Raw genomic sequence first — 17332 nt, forward strand, 5'->3', positions numbered from 1 at the left:
CCTCGGCTCGTGCCGGGGCTACCGGGATGGGCCCGCTCACACCGGCAGGCGCCTGAACACCCCCCGCGGTACGTGCCGCAGCACCGCCATCACCGCCCGTAGCGCCCCCGGCACCCACACGATCTCCGCGCGCTGCCGCAGCCCCGTCTCGACCGCCTCGGCGACCGCCTCCGGGTCCGCCGCCAGGGGCGCCTCCTTGAGGCCCGATGTCATCTTGGTCCGTACGAAGCCGGGGCGGACGACCAGGACATGGACGCCGGTGCCGTGCAGCGCGTCGCCGAGGCCCTGTGCGAAGGCGTCGAGCCCCGCCTTGCTGGAGCCGTAGACGAAATTGGCGCGCCGCGCGCGCTCCCCGGCCACCGAGGAGAGCACCACCAGCGAACCGTGCCCCTGGGCGCGCAGCTCCTTGGCGCAGACCAGCCCGGCGCAGACCGCGCCCGTGTAGTTGGTCTGCGCGACGCGCACGGCCGCCAGCGGCTCCTCCTCGGCGCGCGCCTGGTCGCCGAGGACGCCGAAGGCGAGCAGCACGAGATCGATGTCGCCCTCCGCGAAGACCTTGCCCAGGACCTCCTCGTGCCGCTCGGGGGCGAGGGCGTCGAAGGAGACGGTACGGGCGTCCGCGCCCAGTTCGCGCAGGTGGTCCGCGGCGGCCTCCAGGGCGGGCGAGGGGCGGCCCGCCAGCCAGACCGTACGGGTGCGGCGGGCGACGAGGCGGCGGGCGGTGGCGAGGGCGATCTCGGAGGTGCCGCCGAGGATCAGCAGGGACTGGGGCGAGCCGAAGGCGTCCTTCACGGGGGTGCTCCATTCACGGTGTGCTTCATGCGCGGGGGGTGCTCCATGCGCGGGGGGTGCTCCATGCACAGTCGGGCGGTACGGGCGTACGCCGGCCTCAGAGCGACAGGCGCTGTACGGGCGTACGCCGGCCTCACAGCGACAGGCGGCGGGCCAGGTCGGACACGAACACGCCGCGCGGGTCGGCCGCGGCCCGCAGCGCCCGGAAGTCGGCCAGCCGCGGGTACATCGCGGCCAGCAGCTCCGGCCGCAGCCGGGAGTCCTTGGCCAGGTACACCCGGCCGCCCGCCGCCGCGACCTCCTCGTCGAGCCCGTCCAGGAACGCGCCGAGGCCCGGCAGGCCGGCCGGGATGTCCAGGGCGAGGGTCCAGCCGGGCATCGGGAAGGAGAGCCAGCCGGGGTCGCCCGCGCCGAACCGCTTGAGCACGGCGAGGAACGAGGGGCAGCCGCGCCGCGAGATGCGCTCAATGATGCGGCGCAGGGCGTCCTCCGCCCCGTGCCCGACGACGAACTGGTACTGGACGAAGCCGCGCGGCCCGTAGATCCGGTTCCAGTGCGGCAGGCCGTCCAGCGGGTGGAAGAACGCGGAGAGTTTTTGCAGCTCACCGGTGCGGCGGCGGGGCGCCGCGCGGTACCAGAACTCGTTGAAGAGGCCGACCGAACCGCGCCCCAGCAGCCCCGGCGGCACATGACGGGGGACGGCCGGCAGGCTGCCGGGGCGGAACGCCAGGGGTGTGCGGGCGGCGCGCGGACCCAGCGCGGCGAGCGGCGCGTGGTCGCCGCGGGTCAGGACGGACCGGCCGGTGGCGGCGGAGCGGGCGAGGAGGTCGATCCAGGCGACCGAGTAGCGGTAGCGGTGGTCGGACGCGGTCATCCGGGCCATGAGGTCGTCGAGGTCGCGGGCGCGCTCGGTGTCCACGGACATCAGTGAGGTCTCCACGGGCAGCAGCTTCACCGTCGCGCGCAGCACGATCCCGGTGAGCCCCATGCCGCCGGCGGTGGCGCGGAAGAGGTCGTCGTCGGGCGTCAGGGTGCGGATCTCGCCGTCGGCGGTGAGCAGGTCGAAGGTGCGCACGTGGCGGCAGAAGGAACCGGCGCCGTGGTGGTTCTTGCCGTGGATGTCCGCGCCGATCGCGCCGCCGACGGTGACGTAGCGGGTGCCGGGGGTGACGGGCACGAACCAGCCGAGCGGCAGCAGCAGCCGCATCAGCCGGTGCAGGCTCACGCCCGCGTCGCAGACGACCAGGCCCTGCTCGGCGTCGACGGCGTGGACGCGGTCGAGGCCGGTCATGTCGAGGACGGCGCCGCCCGCGTTCTGGGCGGCATCGCCGTAGGCGCGGCCGAGGCCGCGGGCGATGGCCCCGCGCGCCCCGCACCCCCGCACCGCCCGCGCCGCCTCCTCGGCGCTGCGGGGGCGCAGCGTACGGGCGGCGGTGGGGGCGGTCCGTCCCCAGCCGGTGAGGGGGACGGGCGGCCCCCAGCCGGCGAGGGGTGCCGGGGCAGGGGGGCCCGGCGCGGTGGAGACCGGCGTGGGAGAGGCCGGTGCGGGGGCGGTCTCGGCAGCCATGGGCGCGACGGTATCGCCAGGTAGATCACCTATGGGTTAATTAGCGGGCATTGCCGTGAAAAGTGTGATTAATGGAGTTTCAGGAGGTGTGGTTTCGGGGGTGCCGCGAACGCGGTTCAGAACCCGCCGAGACCGACGGAGACACGGAGAGACGGAGAACGGAACGAGGTGGCACCGTTGTCCCCCGAAGAGCTGGACCTCCGCATGCTCGCCGCGGTCCGCGACCGCGCCGCCGACCCCCGCGTGGCCGCCGCCGCCCGCGCCCTCTCCCGCGGCGGCGAACACGGCGCGCTATGGCTCGCCGCCGGAGCCGCCGCCGCGGCCGCCGACCCCGCACGCCGCGCGGCCTGGCTGCGCGGCACCGCGCTGATCGGCGCCGCGCACCTGGTCAGCATGGGCGTCAAACGCGTCGTACGGCGCCCGCGGCCACCGCTCGCGGGCCACCGCGCCCCGCTCGTACGGACCGCCGGCCGCCACTCCTTCCCCAGCTCGCACGCCGCCTCCTCGGCCGCGGCGGCCGTGGCCTTCGCCGCGCTCGCGCCCATGACCAGGCGGTACGTGCCGGTGGCCGCGGCCGCGATGTGCGCCTCCCGGCTGCTGGTCGGCGTCCACTACCCGACGGACGTGGCGGCCGGCGCCCTCCTCGGCGGCCTCACGGCGGGGGCGGGACGGCGGTGGGTGCGGTATGGCTGATCCCGCCGCGGTCATCGAAGAGCCGCAGCCGCCCCCCGCCGCCGCGACCGGCCGGGCGCGGGCGGTCGGGCTGCCGGTCGGGCTCGTACGGACCGCGCGCCCCCGGCAGTGGATCAAGAACGTGCTCGTCGTCGCCGCCCCGGCCGCCGCCGGGCGGCTCGCCTCCGTCCATGTGGCGGCTCAACTGGCCGTCGTCTTCGTCCTGTTCACCGCCGCCGCGTCCGCTGTCTACCTCATCAACGACGCGCGGGACGCCGAGGCCGACCGCGCGCACCCCGACAAGTGCCGCCGCCCCGTCGCCGCGGGCCAGGTGCCCGCCGGGCTCGCGTACGCCGTCGGCGGGCTGCTGGCCGTACTCGCCCCGGCGGCGGCCGTGGCGCTGTGCAACCCCGCCACGGCCGGGCTCCTCGGCGCGTACGTCCTGATGCAGCTCGCGTACTGCGTGTCGCTCAAGCACGTGCTCGTCGTCGACCTCGCGGTCGTCACCACCGGCTTCCTGATGCGCGCGATGATCGGCGGGGTGGCGCTGGCCATTCCGCTCTCGCGCTGGTTCCTGATCACGGCGGGGTTCGGCGCGCTCTTCATGGTCGCCGCCAAGCGCTACTCGGAGGCGTTGCTGATGGCGGAGCGCGGCGGCGAGTCGCGCGCCCTGCTGCGCGCGTACACCACCGGCTATCTGCGGTTCGTCTGGCAGTTGGCGGCCGGGGTCGCCGTCCTCGCCTACTGCCTGTGGGCGCTGGAGGGCGACCGCGCGGTGGACGGCGGCTCGCTGCCCTGGCGGCAGCTCTCGATGGTCCCCTTCATCCTCGCCGTCCTGCGCTACGCCGTCTTCGCCGACCGCGGCACGGCCGGCGCCCCCGAGGACGTGGTGCTGCGCGACCGGGGGCTGGCCGTCGTCGCGCTGGTGTGGATGGCGCTGTACGGGCTGGCGGTCGCGGGGCTGTGAGCGGGCGGATACGGGCGCTGCTGCCGGAGCTGACCGGGTTCGCGCTGGCCGGGGTGGCCGCGTACGCCGCCGACCTCGGGCTCTTCCTGTGGCTGCGCGGACCGGCCGGGCTCGGTCCGCTGCCGGCGAAGACGCTGTCGTTCCTGGCCGGCTGCACGGTGGCGTACCTCGGCAACGCCGTCGGCACGTACCGCCGCCGCGCCGCCCCGGCGGGCGGCCGGGCCCGCCGCCTCAGGCGGATCGCGGTCTTCTTCGCCGTGAACGTCGCGGGCGCGCTCGTACAACTCCTGTGCCTGGCGCTCTCGCACTACGGCCTCGGGCTCACCTCGGCGCGCGCGGATGCCGTATCCGGCGCCGGGATCGGCATGGCGCTGGCCACGTGTCTGCGGTTCTGGGGTACCCGGACCCTGGTCTTCCGGGCCGGGCGGGCGCCGACGCGGGCCAAGCGCGCGACGGCGCGGGCCGGAGGGGTGCCGGCGGGGGAGACCGGCGAGGTGCCCGCGGGAGAATGAACGCCGACAAAAGGGATAGGTGTGGATCATGGACTGGTTGACCCGGCTGCCTTGGATCGGCCCCGTGATCGCCCGGCTGATGCGCACCCACGCGTGGCGCTCGTACGAGACGCTGGAGCGGGTGAAATGGAACCGGCTGGCGGCCGCGATCACCTTCACCAGCTTCCTCGCCCTCTTTCCGCTGATCACGGTCGGCGCGGCCATCGGGGCGGCGCTGCTCAGCAAGCAGCAGATGCGCGACCTCGAACACAAGCTGGCGGAGCAGGTACCGGGCATCTCCGGCCAGCTCGACCTCAGCTCCCTCGTCGACAACGCCGCCACGGTCGGCATCGTCGCGGGCGCGCTGCTGCTGTTCACCGGCATCGGCTGGGTCACCTCGCTCCGCGAGTGCCTGCGCGCCGTCTGGGAGCGGGAGGAGGACCCCGGCAACCCCATCGTCCTCAAGCTCAAGGACGCCGCGGTCCTGCTGGGCCTGGGCGGGGTGGCCCTCGTCTCCTTCGGCGCCTCGGCCTTCGCCTCCTCGGCCGTCGGCTGGGTGGCGGAGAAGATCGGCCTGGCGGAGGGCGGCGTGGGCAGCGCGCTGCTGTCGGTCGCGGGCTTCTGCTTCGCGGTCCTCGCCGACTTCGTCCTGATGGTCTACGTCCTCACGCGGCTCCCCGGCGTCTCCCCGGGCCGCCGCCGCACCGTCGTCGCCGGCCTCATCGGCGCCGTCGGCTTCGAACTGCTCAAGCTGCTGCTCAGCGGCTACCTCCAGGGCGTCGCCGCCAAGAGCATGTACGGGGCCTTCGGCACCCCCGTCGCCCTGCTCCTGTGGATCAGCTTCACCGCGAAACTGACCCTGTTCTGCGCCGCCTGGACCGCCACCCCCTCCGCCACCGCGGGCGAGACCGCCCCCGCCCCCGGGCCGGCCCCGGAACCCACCACCGCGCCCTCGCCCTCGGCCTCGGCCGCGTCGAGCGGCGCCACGGCCGTCAGGGAATGAGGCGCGGCCCATCGGGCGGGGCGCGTGGTACGGGCGTACGCACGTCCCCGGGGCGGGTACGGCCCCCCGTCGCCGTTCAGGAGCGGCGGCGGAGCGGCCAGCGGCGGTTGACGAGGAACACCGCGGCGGCGAGGACGACGACCGCGCCGCCGGCGATGCCCAGGGCGGTGCCCATGCCGCCGCCCCCGGAACCGGCGACCGACGCCTGCGCGCCGCTCTGGTTCTTGGCGCTCGGCTTGCCGCCGGACTTGTCGCCGACGCCCTGCGGCGGCACCAGCATGCCCACAGGCTTGACGTGCCCGGCCGCGGCGAAGCCCCAGTCGAGCAGCCTCGCGCTCTCCTTGTAGACCTCGTCCGCCTCCGCCTTCTGCGGGTTCATGACCGTGACCAGCAGTTTCCGCTCACCGCGCTGTGCGACGCCGGTGAAGGTGGACCCGGCGTTGGTCGTGTAGCCGTTCTTGACGCCCGCGATGCCCTTGTACGGCTGGACGCCGTGCGCCTGGTCGCCGACGAGCAGCCGGTTGGTGTTCTGGATACCGAAGTCCTCGCGCTTTGTGCCCTTCTTGTCCTTCTTCTCCTCGCCCGGGAACTGGGCGCTCTGCGTCGAGCAGTACTCCCGGAAGTCCGCTTTCTGGAGGCCGGAACGGGCGAAGAGCGTGAGGTCGTACGCGCTGGAGACCTGGCCCGGCTCGTCGTACCCGTCGGGGGAGACGACGTGCGTGTCGTCGGCCCGCAGCTCCTTGGCGTGGGCCTGCATGTCGGCGACGGTCTTCGAGATGCCGCCGTTCATCGCGGACAGCACGTGCACGGCGTCGTTGCCCGACCGCAGGAAGACACCGCGCCACAGGTCGTGGACCGTGTACGTCAGGTTCTCCTTGATGCCCACCGTGCTGCTGCCCGCGCCCATGCCCTGGAGTTCGGCCGGGGCCACCTTGTGCGTCTGGGTCTTGGGGAACTTCGGCAGCACGGTGTCCGCGAACAGCATCTTCAGCGTGGAGGCGGGCGGCAGCGGCCAGTGCGCGTTCTCGGCGGCCAGGATCTCGCCGGACTCGGCGTCCGCCACCAGCCAGGACCGCCCGGAGAGCTCCTTCGGCAGCGCCGGGGCGCCCGCCTCCGGCTGGACCTGGGGTCCGGGGCGGCCGAGGAGGTCACCGCCGACCGTGGACATCTGCGCCGGGGGTTTGACCGGCGGCTTCCCCTTGTCGTCGGTGTGGTCGGCGGCCTGGGCGGGGGCGGCGGTGAGCAGCGCGGGCAGCACCAGGGACGCGGTCGTCAGGGCCACGGCCCCGTAACGCGTCGCGGCGGACCTCGGCACCCTGGGCGCCCTCGGAACCCTCGGAACCCTCGGAACCCTCGGAACACGGAAAATCGTCGGCACGCTGGTGAACGTACCCCCCTGACCCTGCGTGTCGATCAGTGAGTCACCCGATCGCACCTCGCGGGCAGGACCAATGGGACCAGTGTCCGTATTCGTACCCCGGGCCGTGCCCCGATCGGCACTCTGATCCGCACTCCGGCCCGTACTCGTATCCGTCTCGGACCCCACGAAGCCCAGCCGCCCCGCCTCCTGCCGCCCGCCCGCCTTCGGAGTGCGGAGCTGAGTGCGGAGCTGATTCATCTGGATCACCCTTCATGGGGCACTGACCGAGGGCGTCCGGCGGCTGCGCGCCGACGTGCAACACGGGCCAGCGCCCGTGACGCCGTTCGTTGCCTCCCTTCTATAGAGGCCGTGGGCCCGGCCGGGGTTGCTCCGTACTGCCGTCGGCCGGGCGGGCGGGGCCGGCTCGGGCCTGCCGGGCCCTCGGAGGGGCCGGGGTTTCGGCTTCGGGCGGGGCTTCGACCGAGGGCTTCGGCCTGGGGCTTCGGCCTGGGGCTTTGGCCTGGGGCTTTGGCCTGGGGTGCGGCTCCGGCTGTCGCCCCGGCCGGTCACGTACGTTCGGCGCGGCGGCGGGCGCGGTAGGCCGCCGCCTTCACGCGGTTGCCGCACTCGTCCATGCCGCACCAGGTGCGGCGGGCCCCTCGGGAGCGGTCGACGTAGAGCCGCGTGCAGCTCTCGCGCCCGCACTCCTTGAGCACGGCGTCGCCGTCCGCGAGGAGCGTGATCGCCGACGCGGCGATGTCGGCCAGCGCGGCGGCGGTGCCGCCGTGGAAGCGCACTCCGGCGTCGGTGAGCGCCGGACGCCGCCCCGGGGCCGCGGCGACCCCGTTCACGACCTCCAGGGCGCGGCGGTCGAACTCGCGCCCCGCCAGCCGGTCATGGGCCAGCCGGTGGACCGCCTCCCGCAGCTCAAGGGCGTCGGCGAACGCGGCGGAGTCCACCTCGGCCGGCCCCTCGGTCAGCAGCCCGGCCCCGGCTATCCATCGGCGCAGGTCGGCGGGTTCGGCGAGCTGGTCGCGGGGCGCCGTGCGGCGCCACCCCACCGTCCCGACGAGATCCAGTGCGGCGTTGCCGCTGACGAACACAAAGGTCTGGTCACTCATGTCACCAGTTTGACCGGTGACGGCGCGAAGCGCAGAATCACCACCTGAACCGGTGACGAAACTGAACCGGTGACGAAACTGACGAAATTCGGGAGAGTCATGCCACCCCTGCACGACATCGACACGATCGTCTTCGACATCCTGGGCACCCTCGTGGACGACACCGGGGCCCTGCGCACCGCGCTCGCCGGGGTCGCCTCCGACGCCGGACAGACCGACGACCTGGCCGCGCTCTGGGACCGCCACGTCTCCACCGAACAGCGCCGCGTCAACGCCGGGGAACGGGCCTACGCGCCCGGCGCCGTGATCGACCGCGAGGCCGCGCAGGCGGTCGCCGACGCCGCGGGCCTGACCGACCCGGCCGCCGCCGACGCGCTGGTGCACGCGGCCCGGCAGCGGTCCGCCTGGCCCGACTCCGCTGCTGCCCTCGCCCAACTCTGCGAAGACCACGAGGTGATCGGCCTCTCCAACGCCGACCCCACGGAACTGCTCCGCATGAACGCGCGGACCGGACTGCGCTGGCACACCGCGCTCTCCGCGCGGGCCGCTTCCGCGTACAAGCCCGACCCGTCCGTATACCGGCTGGCGATCGACTGGGCGGACCGGCCCGCCGACCGCATGCTGATGGTCGCCTCCCACGCCTGGGACCTCCGCGGCGCCCAAGCGTGCGGCCTGCGCACCGCCTACCTGGAGCGCCCCGGAGGCGACCCGCCCGCCCCCGAAGACCGCTTCGACCTGCACTTGCGTGCTTTGAGCGAGCTGCCGGGGGCCCTGCGGCCCTGACTGTCACCCCCCAGTTCGCGGTGTTGCCTTGTTACGCGCGGCCGGGGCGGCCGGGGTGCCGGCCGCCTTCGTCTTGGCCTTGGCCTGCGCCTCGGTCCGCGTCTCGGCCGATGAGGGTGTCGAGCTGGGCGGCGAGGCGGGGGTGGGCGGGGGTCAGGTAGGGGCGGGTCGTGGCCAACGGGTGGACGAGGGCCGCGGGGTCGTTGTGGGCGAGGGCGGCGTCGAGGCGGCCCAGGGGCGCGCGGGCGGCGGTGGGGAGGTCGGTGAGTGCGGAGATCTGCCCGGCGAGGCGGCGCAGGGCCGCGGCGTTGTCGCGGGCCCAGGCCGTGTGGGTGCGGTCGGCGGCGCGGCTCTCGCGTGTGGCCTGGACCCGCTGTTCCGCGGTGGTTCCGGCGGGGCCGGGGCGGTTGCGCAGGTAGCGGCGTTCGGCGGCCTGGCGGCTGGCGACGCCCAGGGGCCGGGCGAGGTCGGCCCAGCTCGCACCCGCGTCGCGGGCGGTTTCGATGAGGCCCGTCTCCCACCCGGCGAGCTGTTCGCGGACCTGCCGCAGCAGGAGCAGGGACGCCAGGGCCTGTTGCGGGCCGGCGTCCGCGCCGGCCGGGTCGGCGGCGTGGCTGCGGGCCTCGTGCATGGCGCGGTCGATGGTCTCCAGGGCCGCCGCGGCGGCCAGGAACGAGGCAGGGCTCCGGGCGTCGGTGCCGGAGGGGGGCGGCTGACCTGCTGTGTTCACGGGGACCCCTTCATGGCTTGTCGTCCTTTCGACGACGTGTCGTTTGTCATCCATTGGATGACATGCTACAACGATGCCAGTGAAGCGCATTGGCGGGTAGCAGCCCGAACCTTCTGGAGGTGTTTCGCGATGTTGATGCGCACCGGCCCTTTCGGCGAGTTCCGTGAGTTCCGCGAATTCGACCGCCTCGCCCAGCACTTGGCCGGCGCCGGCACATGGACCCGGCCCGCCCCGATGGCGATGGACGCCTACCGCGAGGGCGACGAGTACGTGGTGGCCTTCGACCTCCCCGGCGTCAGCCCGGAGGCGATCGACATCGACGTCGAGCGGAACACGCTGACCGTCAAGGCCGAGCGCCGGCCCGTGGCGAACTCCGGCGACGTGCACATGGACCTGTCGGAACGGCCGCTGGGCGTCTTCTCCCGCCAGATGGTGCTGGCCGAGACGCTGGACGCCGAGCGCATCACGGCCGCCTACGACGCCGGTGTGCTGACCCTGCGCATCCCGATCACCGAGCGCGCCAAGCCCCGCAAGATCTCCATCAGCGCGCGGCCTTCCCCCGAGAAGATCCCCGGCTGAACCCGGCAGGCAGCGCAGGACAGGCGCCCGGCCCCCTCCCGCCCTCCTGCGCGCCCTCGGACCAGGTGACCGGACCAGGCGACCGGGCCAGGTGGCCGGACCAGGAGAGGCGGTGGCGGACGTGGTCCTGCGACGGGAAGCGTTCCTCGACCGGGTGAAGGAGCGCGGCGAGTACGAGAGCGACCAGGAAGCGGAACGCGCGGCCCGGGTCGTCCTCGCCCTGCTCGGCGCCCACCTGGTGGGCGGCGTACGGGCCGAACTGGCCGCGCGGCTGCCCGAGGCGTTCGCCCTGATCCTCCTCAACCCGCTGCAGAGCGCGGAACCGCTCTCGCCGGAGCGGTTCGTGCGGGCCACGGCGGCCTGGATCGAGGGCGCCACCGAGACGACCGCGGCCTGGGATGTCAGCGCTGTCCTCAGCACCGCGGCCGACGCCGCCGGCGATCACCTCACGCGGCGGATCCTGCTCCAGCTCCCCGCCGGCTACGACCTCCTCTTCGGCCGCCCGCAGCCCACCTGACCACTGATCACTGATCACTGATCACTGATCAGAAACCCACGAGAAACCCACGAGAAGCCCGACAAGAAACCCCACGAGAAGCCCGACGAGAAACCCCACGAGAAGCCCGATGAGAAAGGCGACTACCGCAGTGATGTCCGACCAGCGCGAACCGCTCCCGAGCCGTCCGGCGACGACGTTCGAGCAGATGCTGGAAAAGGTCCGCTACGAAGGGGCCTACCCCACCAGGGAACGGGCCGCGGAAGCCGTCCACCAGGTCCTGTCAGGACTCGGACGCCAACTGACCGGCGACGAACGCGTCGAACTGGCCGCCCGCCTGCCCTTCGAGGCCGCCGCCATCCTCACCGCACAGGTCCCCGCGCTCGAACCCCTCACCGGCCGGGCCTTCGTCAACGACCTCGCCACCCGCACCGGCGCGACCCCGGCCACCGCCCGCTGGGACACCAGCACCGTCCTGACCGCCGTCGCCACCCTCGCGGGACCCGCCCTCCTCACCCGCATCCTTGACCAACTCCCCACCGGGTACGCGCTCCTGTTCGGCCGCGCCGAACTCACTCAAGCGGCCTGAGCCACGCGGGTTAGCCGGACGTTAGCGGAGCGGCATTCCGGCGGTAGCGGGGGCGGCCAGAGTGGGGGCGTACCGAGGAAACGAACGACGCCACCGACTGCCCCGGGGGACCCGCAATGCGCTCCAAGCCCACCGCTCTCGCCGCCCACACCGCTCTCACCGCCCGTCGCCGCCGTACGCTGCGCATGGCCGCCGTCGCCCTGACGGCGGCCGCCGGGCTCAGCCTGACGGCCTGCTCCGGGTCGGACGACAGCGGCGCGAAGTCCGTGGGCAACGCGGCGGCGGCCGAGTCCAACGGCTCGGCCTCCGGTGCCGCCGCCCAGGGGCAGGGCGCCGATGCCAAGACCGGTACCGAGACCGGCGGGCAGACCGGCACCAAGTCGGGTGCCGCGGGCGCGCGCTCCGGCGGCGTGAACGGCTCCGCCAGCGGCGACGGGTCAGGGACAGCGGTCAGCAACCTGCCGCTGCCGGACGGCAGCGAGGCCCGCGTCACCAAGGTCGGCGACCAGAACTTCCGCGCCAAGATCGTCAACAAGGGCGACGTCCTGGCGACCATCGAGACGCACGACGCCGCCGCCGGGCTCGACGCCAACGACATGTTCGTCGTGCTCACCACCGACGGCAGGGTGCACGCCTGGATGGGCGGCGGCCAGAGCGGGCCGGGCACCTTCGCCCTCAAGGGCGGCTTCGACGCCAAGGTCACCAAGGTCGGCGAACTCCACTACCGCGCCCAGCTCCTCGACCGCGACGGCAAGGTCGTCGACACCATCGAGACGGCCGGCCGGCACGATGTCGGTGTGGACGCCAATGGGGTCTACATCGTCCTGAGCAACGGCGGCATCATCAGCTCCCACGACTAATCCCCGCCCAAGCCCCCCGCCATCCCCCCCCGATTAATCTCCCGCCTCTCCCGCCTAACCCCGCCCGATGATCCGACGCCCCCTCCCGTACGCCCGGCTTGATAGGCAAGTGAGGACTTGCCTATCGTGGAACGGTGACAGAGGATGTCTTCAAGGCGCTGGCCGACCCCACCCGTCGGCGCATCCTTGACGAATTGGTGGAACGGGACGGCCAGACCCTCTTCGAGATATGCGCCCGGCTCATCACCAATCACGGTCTCGGCCTGTCCCGGCAGGCGATAAGCCAGCACCTGGCCGTACTCGAAGCCGCGGATCTCGTCCATTCGCGGCGAGAAGGCCGCTACAAGTTCCACGATCTGAACACCGAACCCCTTGAGTGCATCGTGACCCGGTGGCTCAGGCCCGATGCACGGGAGAGCAATCCATGAGAATCAACCTCACCAGCGTCTTCGTCGACGACCAGGAAGTGGCCAAGCGCTTCTACACCGAAGTGCTGGGCTTCCTGCTGAAGCACGACATTCCGATGGGCGAGGACCGGTGGCTGACCGTGGTCTCCCCGGAGCGCCCCGACGGCACCGAGCTGGTGCTCGAACCCTCCGGCCACCCCGCCGTACAGCCGTACAAGACGGCCCTGGTCCAGGACGGCATCCCGGCCACCGCCTTCGCCGTGGACGACGTACAGGCCGAGTACGAGCGGCTGCGCGGGCTCGGCGTGCGGTTCACCCAGGAGCCGGCGGACATGGGCCCGGTCACCGTCGCGGTATTCGACGACACCTGCGGAAATCTGATCCAGATCATGCAGGGCGACATGGCGTGACGCCGATCCGCACGCTTTCGGGGGCCCTGGGCCGTACACGCCCGGGGCCCCGGGCCCTCACGGATTCGTCTTGACCTCTTTCATCGTCAGATGCGATTCGAGGCGCAGCACGGCCGGTAGTCCGCTGAGTTTCCGCGTGAGGAACGCCTCGTACGCGGCGTGGTCCGCGACGGCGACGCGCAGGAAATAGTCCGGGCGCCCGTACATCCGGCGGAACTCTATGACCTCGTCGTACGAGGCCATGGTGGACTCGAATTCCTCGAAGCTCTTGCGGTCCTGGGCGTAGATCTCGACGGCCACCAGCACCTCCAGGCCGCGGCCCACCGCCTCCGGATTGATGACGGCCCGGTATCCGGTGATGACGCCGGTCTCCTCCAGCCGTTTTACCCGCCGCAGACAGGGCGGCGGCGTCAGCCCGACCCGCTTGGCCAGCTCGACGTTGGTCAGCCGCCCGTCCCGGCGGAGGTGAAACAGAATTTCGCGATCCACGGCGTCCAGGCTCACTTCATTGCTCACGGGCCCATTATAGAGCCGCAATAAGCAACCAAATTAGGTGGAATTCTTCCTAGGATTTCACCATGCACACGAGCCCGCCCGTCACCGTGGGTCCCCCGCGTCCCTCGCCCGTCCCGCCGGCCGCGCCCGCCGCCCCGGCGCTCCCGTCCCAGGCCCTCGCGGCCTTCAAGGACTCCATCGGCGCGGGCCTGGGATTCGTCACGGTCGGGCTCGCCTTCGGGGCGCTGGTGACGCAGTCGGGGCTGGAGTGGTGGTGGGCGGGGCTGTCGGCGGCGCTCGCCTTCGGCGGCTCGTTCGAGTTCCTGCTCATCGGCCTGGTCACGGCCGTGGCGCCGCTCGCGACGATCGGCGTGTCCGCGTTCATGGTGAACGTCCGGCACGTCTTCTACGCGCTGTCCTTCCCCCTGCACCGCATACCCGGCCGCGTCTCCAAGACGTACAGCACCTTCGCCCTGTGCGACGAGGCGTACGCGCTGGCCGCCGGGGAGCAGGCCCGCGCCTGGACCGGCCGCCGCATCGTGTGCCTCCAGCTCTTCCTGCACCTGTACTGGGTGGGCAGCGCGGTCGCCGGAGCGCTCCTCGGCTCGCTCATCCCGGAGCGCGTCACCGGGCTGGACTTCGCCCTCACCGCCCTGTTCGCGGTCCTGGCCGTCGACGCCGTCCGCGATCTCCGCGGCGACCTGCCCACCCCCGTGCTCGCCCTGCTCAGCGCGCTCGCCGCGCGGCTCCTCTTCCCCGGCGAAATGCTCCTGGCCGCCTTCGCCCTGTTCACGGCCGGCCTCCTGGCCCGCCACTTCGCCGCCGGCAGGAAGGCGGGGAGCGCGACCACGGGCGGTACGGGCGCGAGCGCGGCGCACGCGAGCACGGCGCACGCGGCGGACGCGTACGGTACGAGGCCGAGCGGTACGAGTCCGGGCGGTATGGGCCCTGACGGTACGGACCTGGGCCGCCAACCCGGCCTGGCCGGCGGCGACCGGAGCGGCGGGAGCCCGAGCCGTGCCTGACACCCGCTACGCCATCGCCGCCATCCTCGTCACCGCCGCCGTGACCTGGGGCCTGCGCGCCCTGCCCTTCGCCGCCCTCACCCCGCTGCGGGCCAGCAAGACCGTGCAGTACCTCAGCGCCCGCGTGCCCGCCGGCGTCATGATCATCCTGCTCGTCTACTGCCTGCGCGACATCCCCCTCGGCCACACCGGCAGCCTGGCCCCGCTGATCGCCCTCGCCGTCACCGTCGGCCTGCACATCTGGCGCCGCAACGTCCTGCTCAGCATCCTCTGCGGCACGGCGGTCCACGTGGTCCTGGCCAGCACGGTCTTCGCCGCCTGAGGCCGGGCCTGAGGCCGGTCCTGAGGCCGGGCCGGCCTCCCTGAGCCGAACGGTCTCCGCTCCCTGAGGCCGGCCGGTCTCCGCTCCCCGAGGTCGGCCGGCCCGCGCGCGTCCCCCGCTCGGTCAGCCCCGGCCGGCAGCCCGCGTCAGCCCTGACCGGAGAACAGGTCGACCATGCCCTGGGGCGACTCGGCACCGTACATCAGCTCGTAGAGCTTGTCGCCGTCGATGGCCGCCTTGGCGCTGCGCGGGAACATCGGGCGCTCGTACGCGGCGAGCGCGGCCTCGACGTCGCCGGGGTGGGCGGCGAGGGCCTGGCCGAGTTCGGCGCCGTCCAGCATCGCCAGGTTGGCGCCTTCGCCGTTCGGGGCCGAGAGGTGGGCGGCGTCGCCGATCAGGGTCGCGCCGGGCACCCGCTCCCAGCGGTGCTCGGCCGGCAGGGCGAAGAGCGGGCGGAGTACGGGCGCGGTGTCGGCGTCGGTGATCAGCGCGGTCAGCTCCGGGGCCCAGCCCTCGAACTCCGCCGCGATCCGCGCGGCGGCCGCGTCGGCGTCGGTGAAATCGATGGCGGCGAACCACTCCTGGGGCCTCGCCAGCGACACGTAGGTGTGCAGGGTCTCGCCCCTCTCGCGGTGGCCCATGATGCCCTTGCCCGGCGCGAGCGCCAGCATCGAGCCGCCGCCGACCGCCTTCGCCGTGGCGGAGTGCCGGGTGTCGGCGTCGTACAGATGGCTCTCGACGACCGAACTGCCCACGTACCGCGGCTTCGCGCCGGAGAGCAGCGGCCGGACCTTGGACCAGGCGCCGTCCGCGCCGACCAGCAGGTCCGTGGTGACGGTGGAGCCGTCGGCGAAGGTCACCTCGTGGGCGCCCGCGCCGAGGGAGCGGACGCCGCTTACCTTGTGCCCCCACCGGACGGTGCCGTCCGGGAGCGACGCGAGCAGCGTCTGCCGCAGCTCGCCGCGCTGCACCTCGGGCCGGCCGCCCGTGCCGTCGTCGCCCTCCTCGACCAGGACGGACCCGTCCGAGGCGAGCATCCGCATCGCCTGGCGGCCCTCCAGGATCAGGCTCCGGAACTCGTCCGTCAGGCCCGCCGCCTGGAGCGCGACCTGTCCGGTGTCGCTGTGGATGTCGAGCATCCCGCCCTGCGTGCGGGCGGTCGGGGACGCGTCCGCCTCGTAGACGGTGGCCGGGATGCCGTTGATGTGCAGGACGCGGGCCAGGGCGAGACCGCCGAGGCCGGCGCCGATGATCGTGACGTGAGTGCTCATGGTGATTCCCCTTGCTCGCGTGCTCCGCTTGTTCGGGCGCTCCGCGTGTTTGCGTGCTCTGCGTGCTCGGGCGCTCCGCGGTCTCCGTGATGGCGGTGATGGCCGCGGTGGCCGCAGTGGTCGCGATGGCCGCAGTGGCCGCAGTGGCCGCATGGCCCAGGACGGGGCTGGAACGCCGTTCCAATGTCCATTCCAGAGTGGAGCGGCGTTCCAGAGTTGTCAAGCTGGAACGTCATTCCAGCCCTGTGTCAGGATGGGGGCATGGCAACCAGGACGCGTCGCACGGAGCGACGGGAGAAGCCGCTCTCACGCGAGCGCATCGTCGAGGCCGCGATCGAACTCCTCGACACGGCGGGAGAGGGCGGACTGACGTTCCGCGCGCTGGCCGAACGCCTCGCCACCGGGCCCGGCGCGATCTACTGGCACGTCGCGGGGAAGGACGAACTCCTCACCGCGGCCACCGATGTCATCGTCGCCGAGGCCATGGCCGCGGCGCCGTCGGGCGCCACCCCGCGGGAGACGATCCGCGGCCTCGCGCTCGCCGTGTTCGACGCGGTCGACGGCCATCCGTGGATCGGCGGCGACCTCTCCCGCGCCCCGGCGCGGTCACCGATGCTGCGGGTCTTCGAGCGCATCGGACGTCAGCTCCAGGCGCTCGGGGTGCCGCACGCCGCCCAGTTCACCGCCTTGTCCGCGCTCCAGAGCTACATCCTCGGCACGGGCGGGCTGAACGCGGCCAACGCCCGCGCCCAGCACCAGCGCGACCCGGGCACGGACCGGTCCGACTTCATCAACGCCGCCGCGGACGACTGGGCGAGCCTCGACCCCGACGAGTACCCGTTCACCCGCGGCATCGCGGAACAACTGCGCGCCCACGACGACCGGGTGGAGTTCGTCGCCGGCATCGACATCATCCTCGACGGCATCACCGCCCGCTGGGCACCCCCGGTGGGCGGTTAGGGACCGCCCGGTTACCGGGCCTTCTGCTCCTCGGTCTTCCGCTCCTCGGCGGCCGTCCGCGGGGCGGTCCCCGGCTCGGCGGCGTCCGGCTCGGCGGCCGCGCGGTGGGCGCGTACGCCGCGCAGGCCGATGAGGCCGATCGCCGTGCCCAGGAGGAAGGAGACGATCGCGAGCGTCAGGTGCACCCAGAAGTACGCGGTGGGCTCGCCGTCGTCGAACGCGAGTCCGCTCCCGTCCTTCCACAGGTTCTTGACGAAGGTCGTCCAGACCACCCAGGACCAGACACCGAAGGCGAGCAGGAACCAGGAGACGGGGCGGCTGAGCTTCATGGGGGTGTCCTACCTTTCAAGCGTGGGTCTGCTTCGGTCATTCGTAAGATCGAGGGGCCCAGGGGTTCTGGGTATGGCTGTCATGGGTGAGCCCGTCGGATGG

22 protein-coding genes are annotated in these 17332 nt (G+C 73.1%); 14 read left to right on the forward strand and 8 right to left on the reverse strand.

Translation table 11 applies throughout. The features are described 5' to 3' along the window. Positions 1-36: 36 nt before the first annotated feature. Both dprE2 and dprE1 read right to left on the reverse strand, forming a co-directional pair. Complete coding sequence (dprE2, locus tag IF55_RS30790; RefSeq protein ID WP_030891440.1) at positions 37-792, reverse strand: decaprenylphospho-beta-D-erythro-pentofuranosid-2-ulose 2-reductase; 756 nt, start codon at positions 790-792, stop codon at positions 37-39. Positions 793-925: 133 nt separating this feature from the next. Beyond that, positions 926-2359, reverse strand: a complete 1434-nt coding sequence (dprE1, locus tag IF55_RS30795) for a decaprenylphosphoryl-beta-D-ribose oxidase (RefSeq protein WP_048832821.1) — start codon at positions 2357-2359, stop codon at positions 926-928. A 204-nt stretch (positions 2360-2563) separates the two neighbouring features. On the opposite strand from dprE1, the gene IF55_RS30800 reads away from it, so the two are divergent. From IF55_RS30800 to IF55_RS30815, 4 genes are read left to right on the forward strand one after another with little or no spacing between them, the layout of a single operon-like run. After that, positions 2564-3052, forward strand: a complete 489-nt coding sequence (locus IF55_RS30800; protein WP_030891437.1) for a phosphatase PAP2 family protein — start codon at positions 2564-2566, stop codon at positions 3050-3052. Then, a complete protein-coding gene (locus tag IF55_RS30805) occupies positions 3045-3998 on the forward strand; it encodes a decaprenyl-phosphate phosphoribosyltransferase (RefSeq protein WP_030891435.1) in 954 nt (317 codons plus the stop codon). The genes IF55_RS30800 and IF55_RS30805 overlap by 8 nt, the downstream gene beginning before the upstream one ends. Then, positions 3995-4510, forward strand: a complete 516-nt coding sequence (locus tag IF55_RS30810; RefSeq protein WP_063764071.1) for a GtrA family protein — start codon at positions 3995-3997, stop codon at positions 4508-4510. Before IF55_RS30805 ends, IF55_RS30810 begins: the two co-directional genes overlap by 4 nt. 28 nt (positions 4511-4538) lie before the next feature. Then, entirely contained in the window at positions 4539-5492 is a 954-nt protein-coding gene (locus IF55_RS30815; protein ID WP_078645557.1) for a YihY/virulence factor BrkB family protein, read from the forward strand. Positions 5493-5568: 76 nt separating this feature from the next. On the opposite strand, the gene IF55_RS30820 is transcribed toward IF55_RS30815, so the two are convergent. Together IF55_RS30820 and IF55_RS30825 are read right to left on the reverse strand one after the other, a co-directional pair. Next, on the reverse strand, positions 5569-7110 hold the full coding sequence (locus tag IF55_RS30820; protein ID WP_078645559.1) for a D-alanyl-D-alanine carboxypeptidase family protein: 1542 nt from the start codon (positions 7108-7110) through the stop codon (positions 5569-5571). A 308-nt stretch (positions 7111-7418) separates the two neighbouring features. Continuing rightward, the gene (locus tag IF55_RS30825) at positions 7419-7973 is read right to left on the reverse strand and encodes a CGNR zinc finger domain-containing protein (protein ID WP_030891422.1); all 555 of its coding nucleotides are present in this window, start codon (positions 7971-7973) and stop codon (positions 7419-7421) included. Positions 7974-8072: 99 nt separating this feature from the next. On the opposite strand from IF55_RS30825, the gene IF55_RS30830 reads away from it, so the two are divergent. After that, positions 8073-8756: a haloacid dehalogenase type II gene (locus IF55_RS30830; RefSeq protein WP_030891419.1), complete on the forward strand. Its 684-nt coding sequence runs from the start codon at positions 8073-8075 to the stop codon at positions 8754-8756. Positions 8757-8787: 31 nt separating this feature from the next. Here IF55_RS30830 and IF55_RS30835 read toward each other — a convergent pair whose 3' ends face one another. Continuing rightward, the gene (locus IF55_RS30835; RefSeq protein WP_048832825.1) at positions 8788-9486 is read right to left on the reverse strand and encodes a hypothetical protein; all 699 of its coding nucleotides are present in this window, start codon (positions 9484-9486) and stop codon (positions 8788-8790) included. Positions 9487-9615: 129 nt separating this feature from the next. Between IF55_RS30835 and IF55_RS30840 the strand changes: the two genes are divergently transcribed. From IF55_RS30840 to IF55_RS30865, 6 genes are all read left to right on the forward strand, one after another. Beyond that, on the forward strand, positions 9616-10065 hold the full coding sequence (locus tag IF55_RS30840; RefSeq protein ID WP_030891413.1) for an Hsp20/alpha crystallin family protein: 450 nt from the start codon (positions 9616-9618) through the stop codon (positions 10063-10065). Between the two features lie 121 nt (positions 10066-10186). Then, entirely contained in the window at positions 10187-10582 is a 396-nt protein-coding gene (locus tag IF55_RS30845; RefSeq protein WP_030891410.1) for a DUF2267 domain-containing protein, read from the forward strand. Positions 10583-10715: 133 nt separating this feature from the next. Further along, positions 10716-11150, forward strand: a complete 435-nt coding sequence (locus IF55_RS30850; RefSeq protein ID WP_030891406.1) for a DUF2267 domain-containing protein — start codon at positions 10716-10718, stop codon at positions 11148-11150. A gap of 116 nt (positions 11151-11266) precedes the next feature. Then, entirely contained in the window at positions 11267-12010 is a 744-nt protein-coding gene (locus IF55_RS30855) for a hypothetical protein (protein WP_030891403.1), read from the forward strand. 134 nt (positions 12011-12144) lie between these two features. Next, positions 12145-12438, forward strand: coding sequence for an ArsR/SmtB family transcription factor (locus IF55_RS30860; RefSeq protein ID WP_030893335.1), 294 nt, complete (start codon positions 12145-12147; stop codon positions 12436-12438). After that, complete coding sequence (locus IF55_RS30865; protein ID WP_030893333.1) at positions 12435-12827, forward strand: VOC family protein; 393 nt, start codon at positions 12435-12437, stop codon at positions 12825-12827. Before IF55_RS30860 ends, IF55_RS30865 begins: the two co-directional genes overlap by 4 nt. A 57-nt stretch (positions 12828-12884) precedes the next feature. On the opposite strand, the gene IF55_RS30870 is transcribed toward IF55_RS30865, so the two are convergent. Next, positions 12885-13343 (reverse strand): Lrp/AsnC family transcriptional regulator, encoded by a 459-nt coding sequence (locus IF55_RS30870; protein ID WP_030893331.1) that lies wholly within the window; start codon positions 13341-13343, stop codon positions 12885-12887. A gap of 62 nt (positions 13344-13405) precedes the next feature. Between IF55_RS30870 and IF55_RS30875 the strand changes: the two genes are divergently transcribed. Both IF55_RS30875 and IF55_RS30880 read left to right on the forward strand, forming a co-directional pair. Next, positions 13406-14347, forward strand: coding sequence for an AzlC family ABC transporter permease (locus IF55_RS30875; protein WP_106980506.1), 942 nt, complete (start codon positions 13406-13408; stop codon positions 14345-14347). After that, positions 14340-14669 carry a branched-chain amino acid transporter permease gene (locus IF55_RS30880; protein ID WP_030893328.1) on the forward strand — a complete coding sequence of 110 codons (330 nt, stop codon included), beginning with the start codon at positions 14340-14342 and terminating at the stop codon, positions 14667-14669. Before IF55_RS30875 ends, IF55_RS30880 begins: the two co-directional genes overlap by 8 nt. A gap of 146 nt (positions 14670-14815) precedes the next feature. On the opposite strand, the gene IF55_RS30885 is transcribed toward IF55_RS30880, so the two are convergent. Next, the gene (locus IF55_RS30885; protein ID WP_030893326.1) at positions 14816-15940 is read right to left on the reverse strand and encodes an FAD-dependent oxidoreductase; all 1125 of its coding nucleotides are present in this window, start codon (positions 15938-15940) and stop codon (positions 14816-14818) included. Positions 15941-16201: 261 nt separating this feature from the next. Here IF55_RS30885 and IF55_RS30890 point away from each other — a divergent pair, with 261 nt between their 5' ends. Beyond that, entirely contained in the window at positions 16202-16900 is a 699-nt protein-coding gene (locus IF55_RS30890; protein WP_030893324.1) for a TetR/AcrR family transcriptional regulator, read from the forward strand. Positions 16901-16911: 11 nt separating this feature from the next. Here the strand turns inward: IF55_RS30890 and IF55_RS40960 are convergent, their stop codons facing one another. Continuing rightward, positions 16912-17229, reverse strand: coding sequence for an SCO4848 family membrane protein (locus tag IF55_RS40960; protein WP_048832827.1), 318 nt, complete (start codon positions 17227-17229; stop codon positions 16912-16914). Between the last annotated feature and the right edge of the window lie 103 nt (positions 17230-17332).

This window comes from Streptomyces varsoviensis (genome assembly GCF_000718635.1).
GTDB classification, from domain to species: Bacteria; Actinomycetota; Actinomycetes; order Streptomycetales; family Streptomycetaceae; genus Streptomyces; species Streptomyces varsoviensis.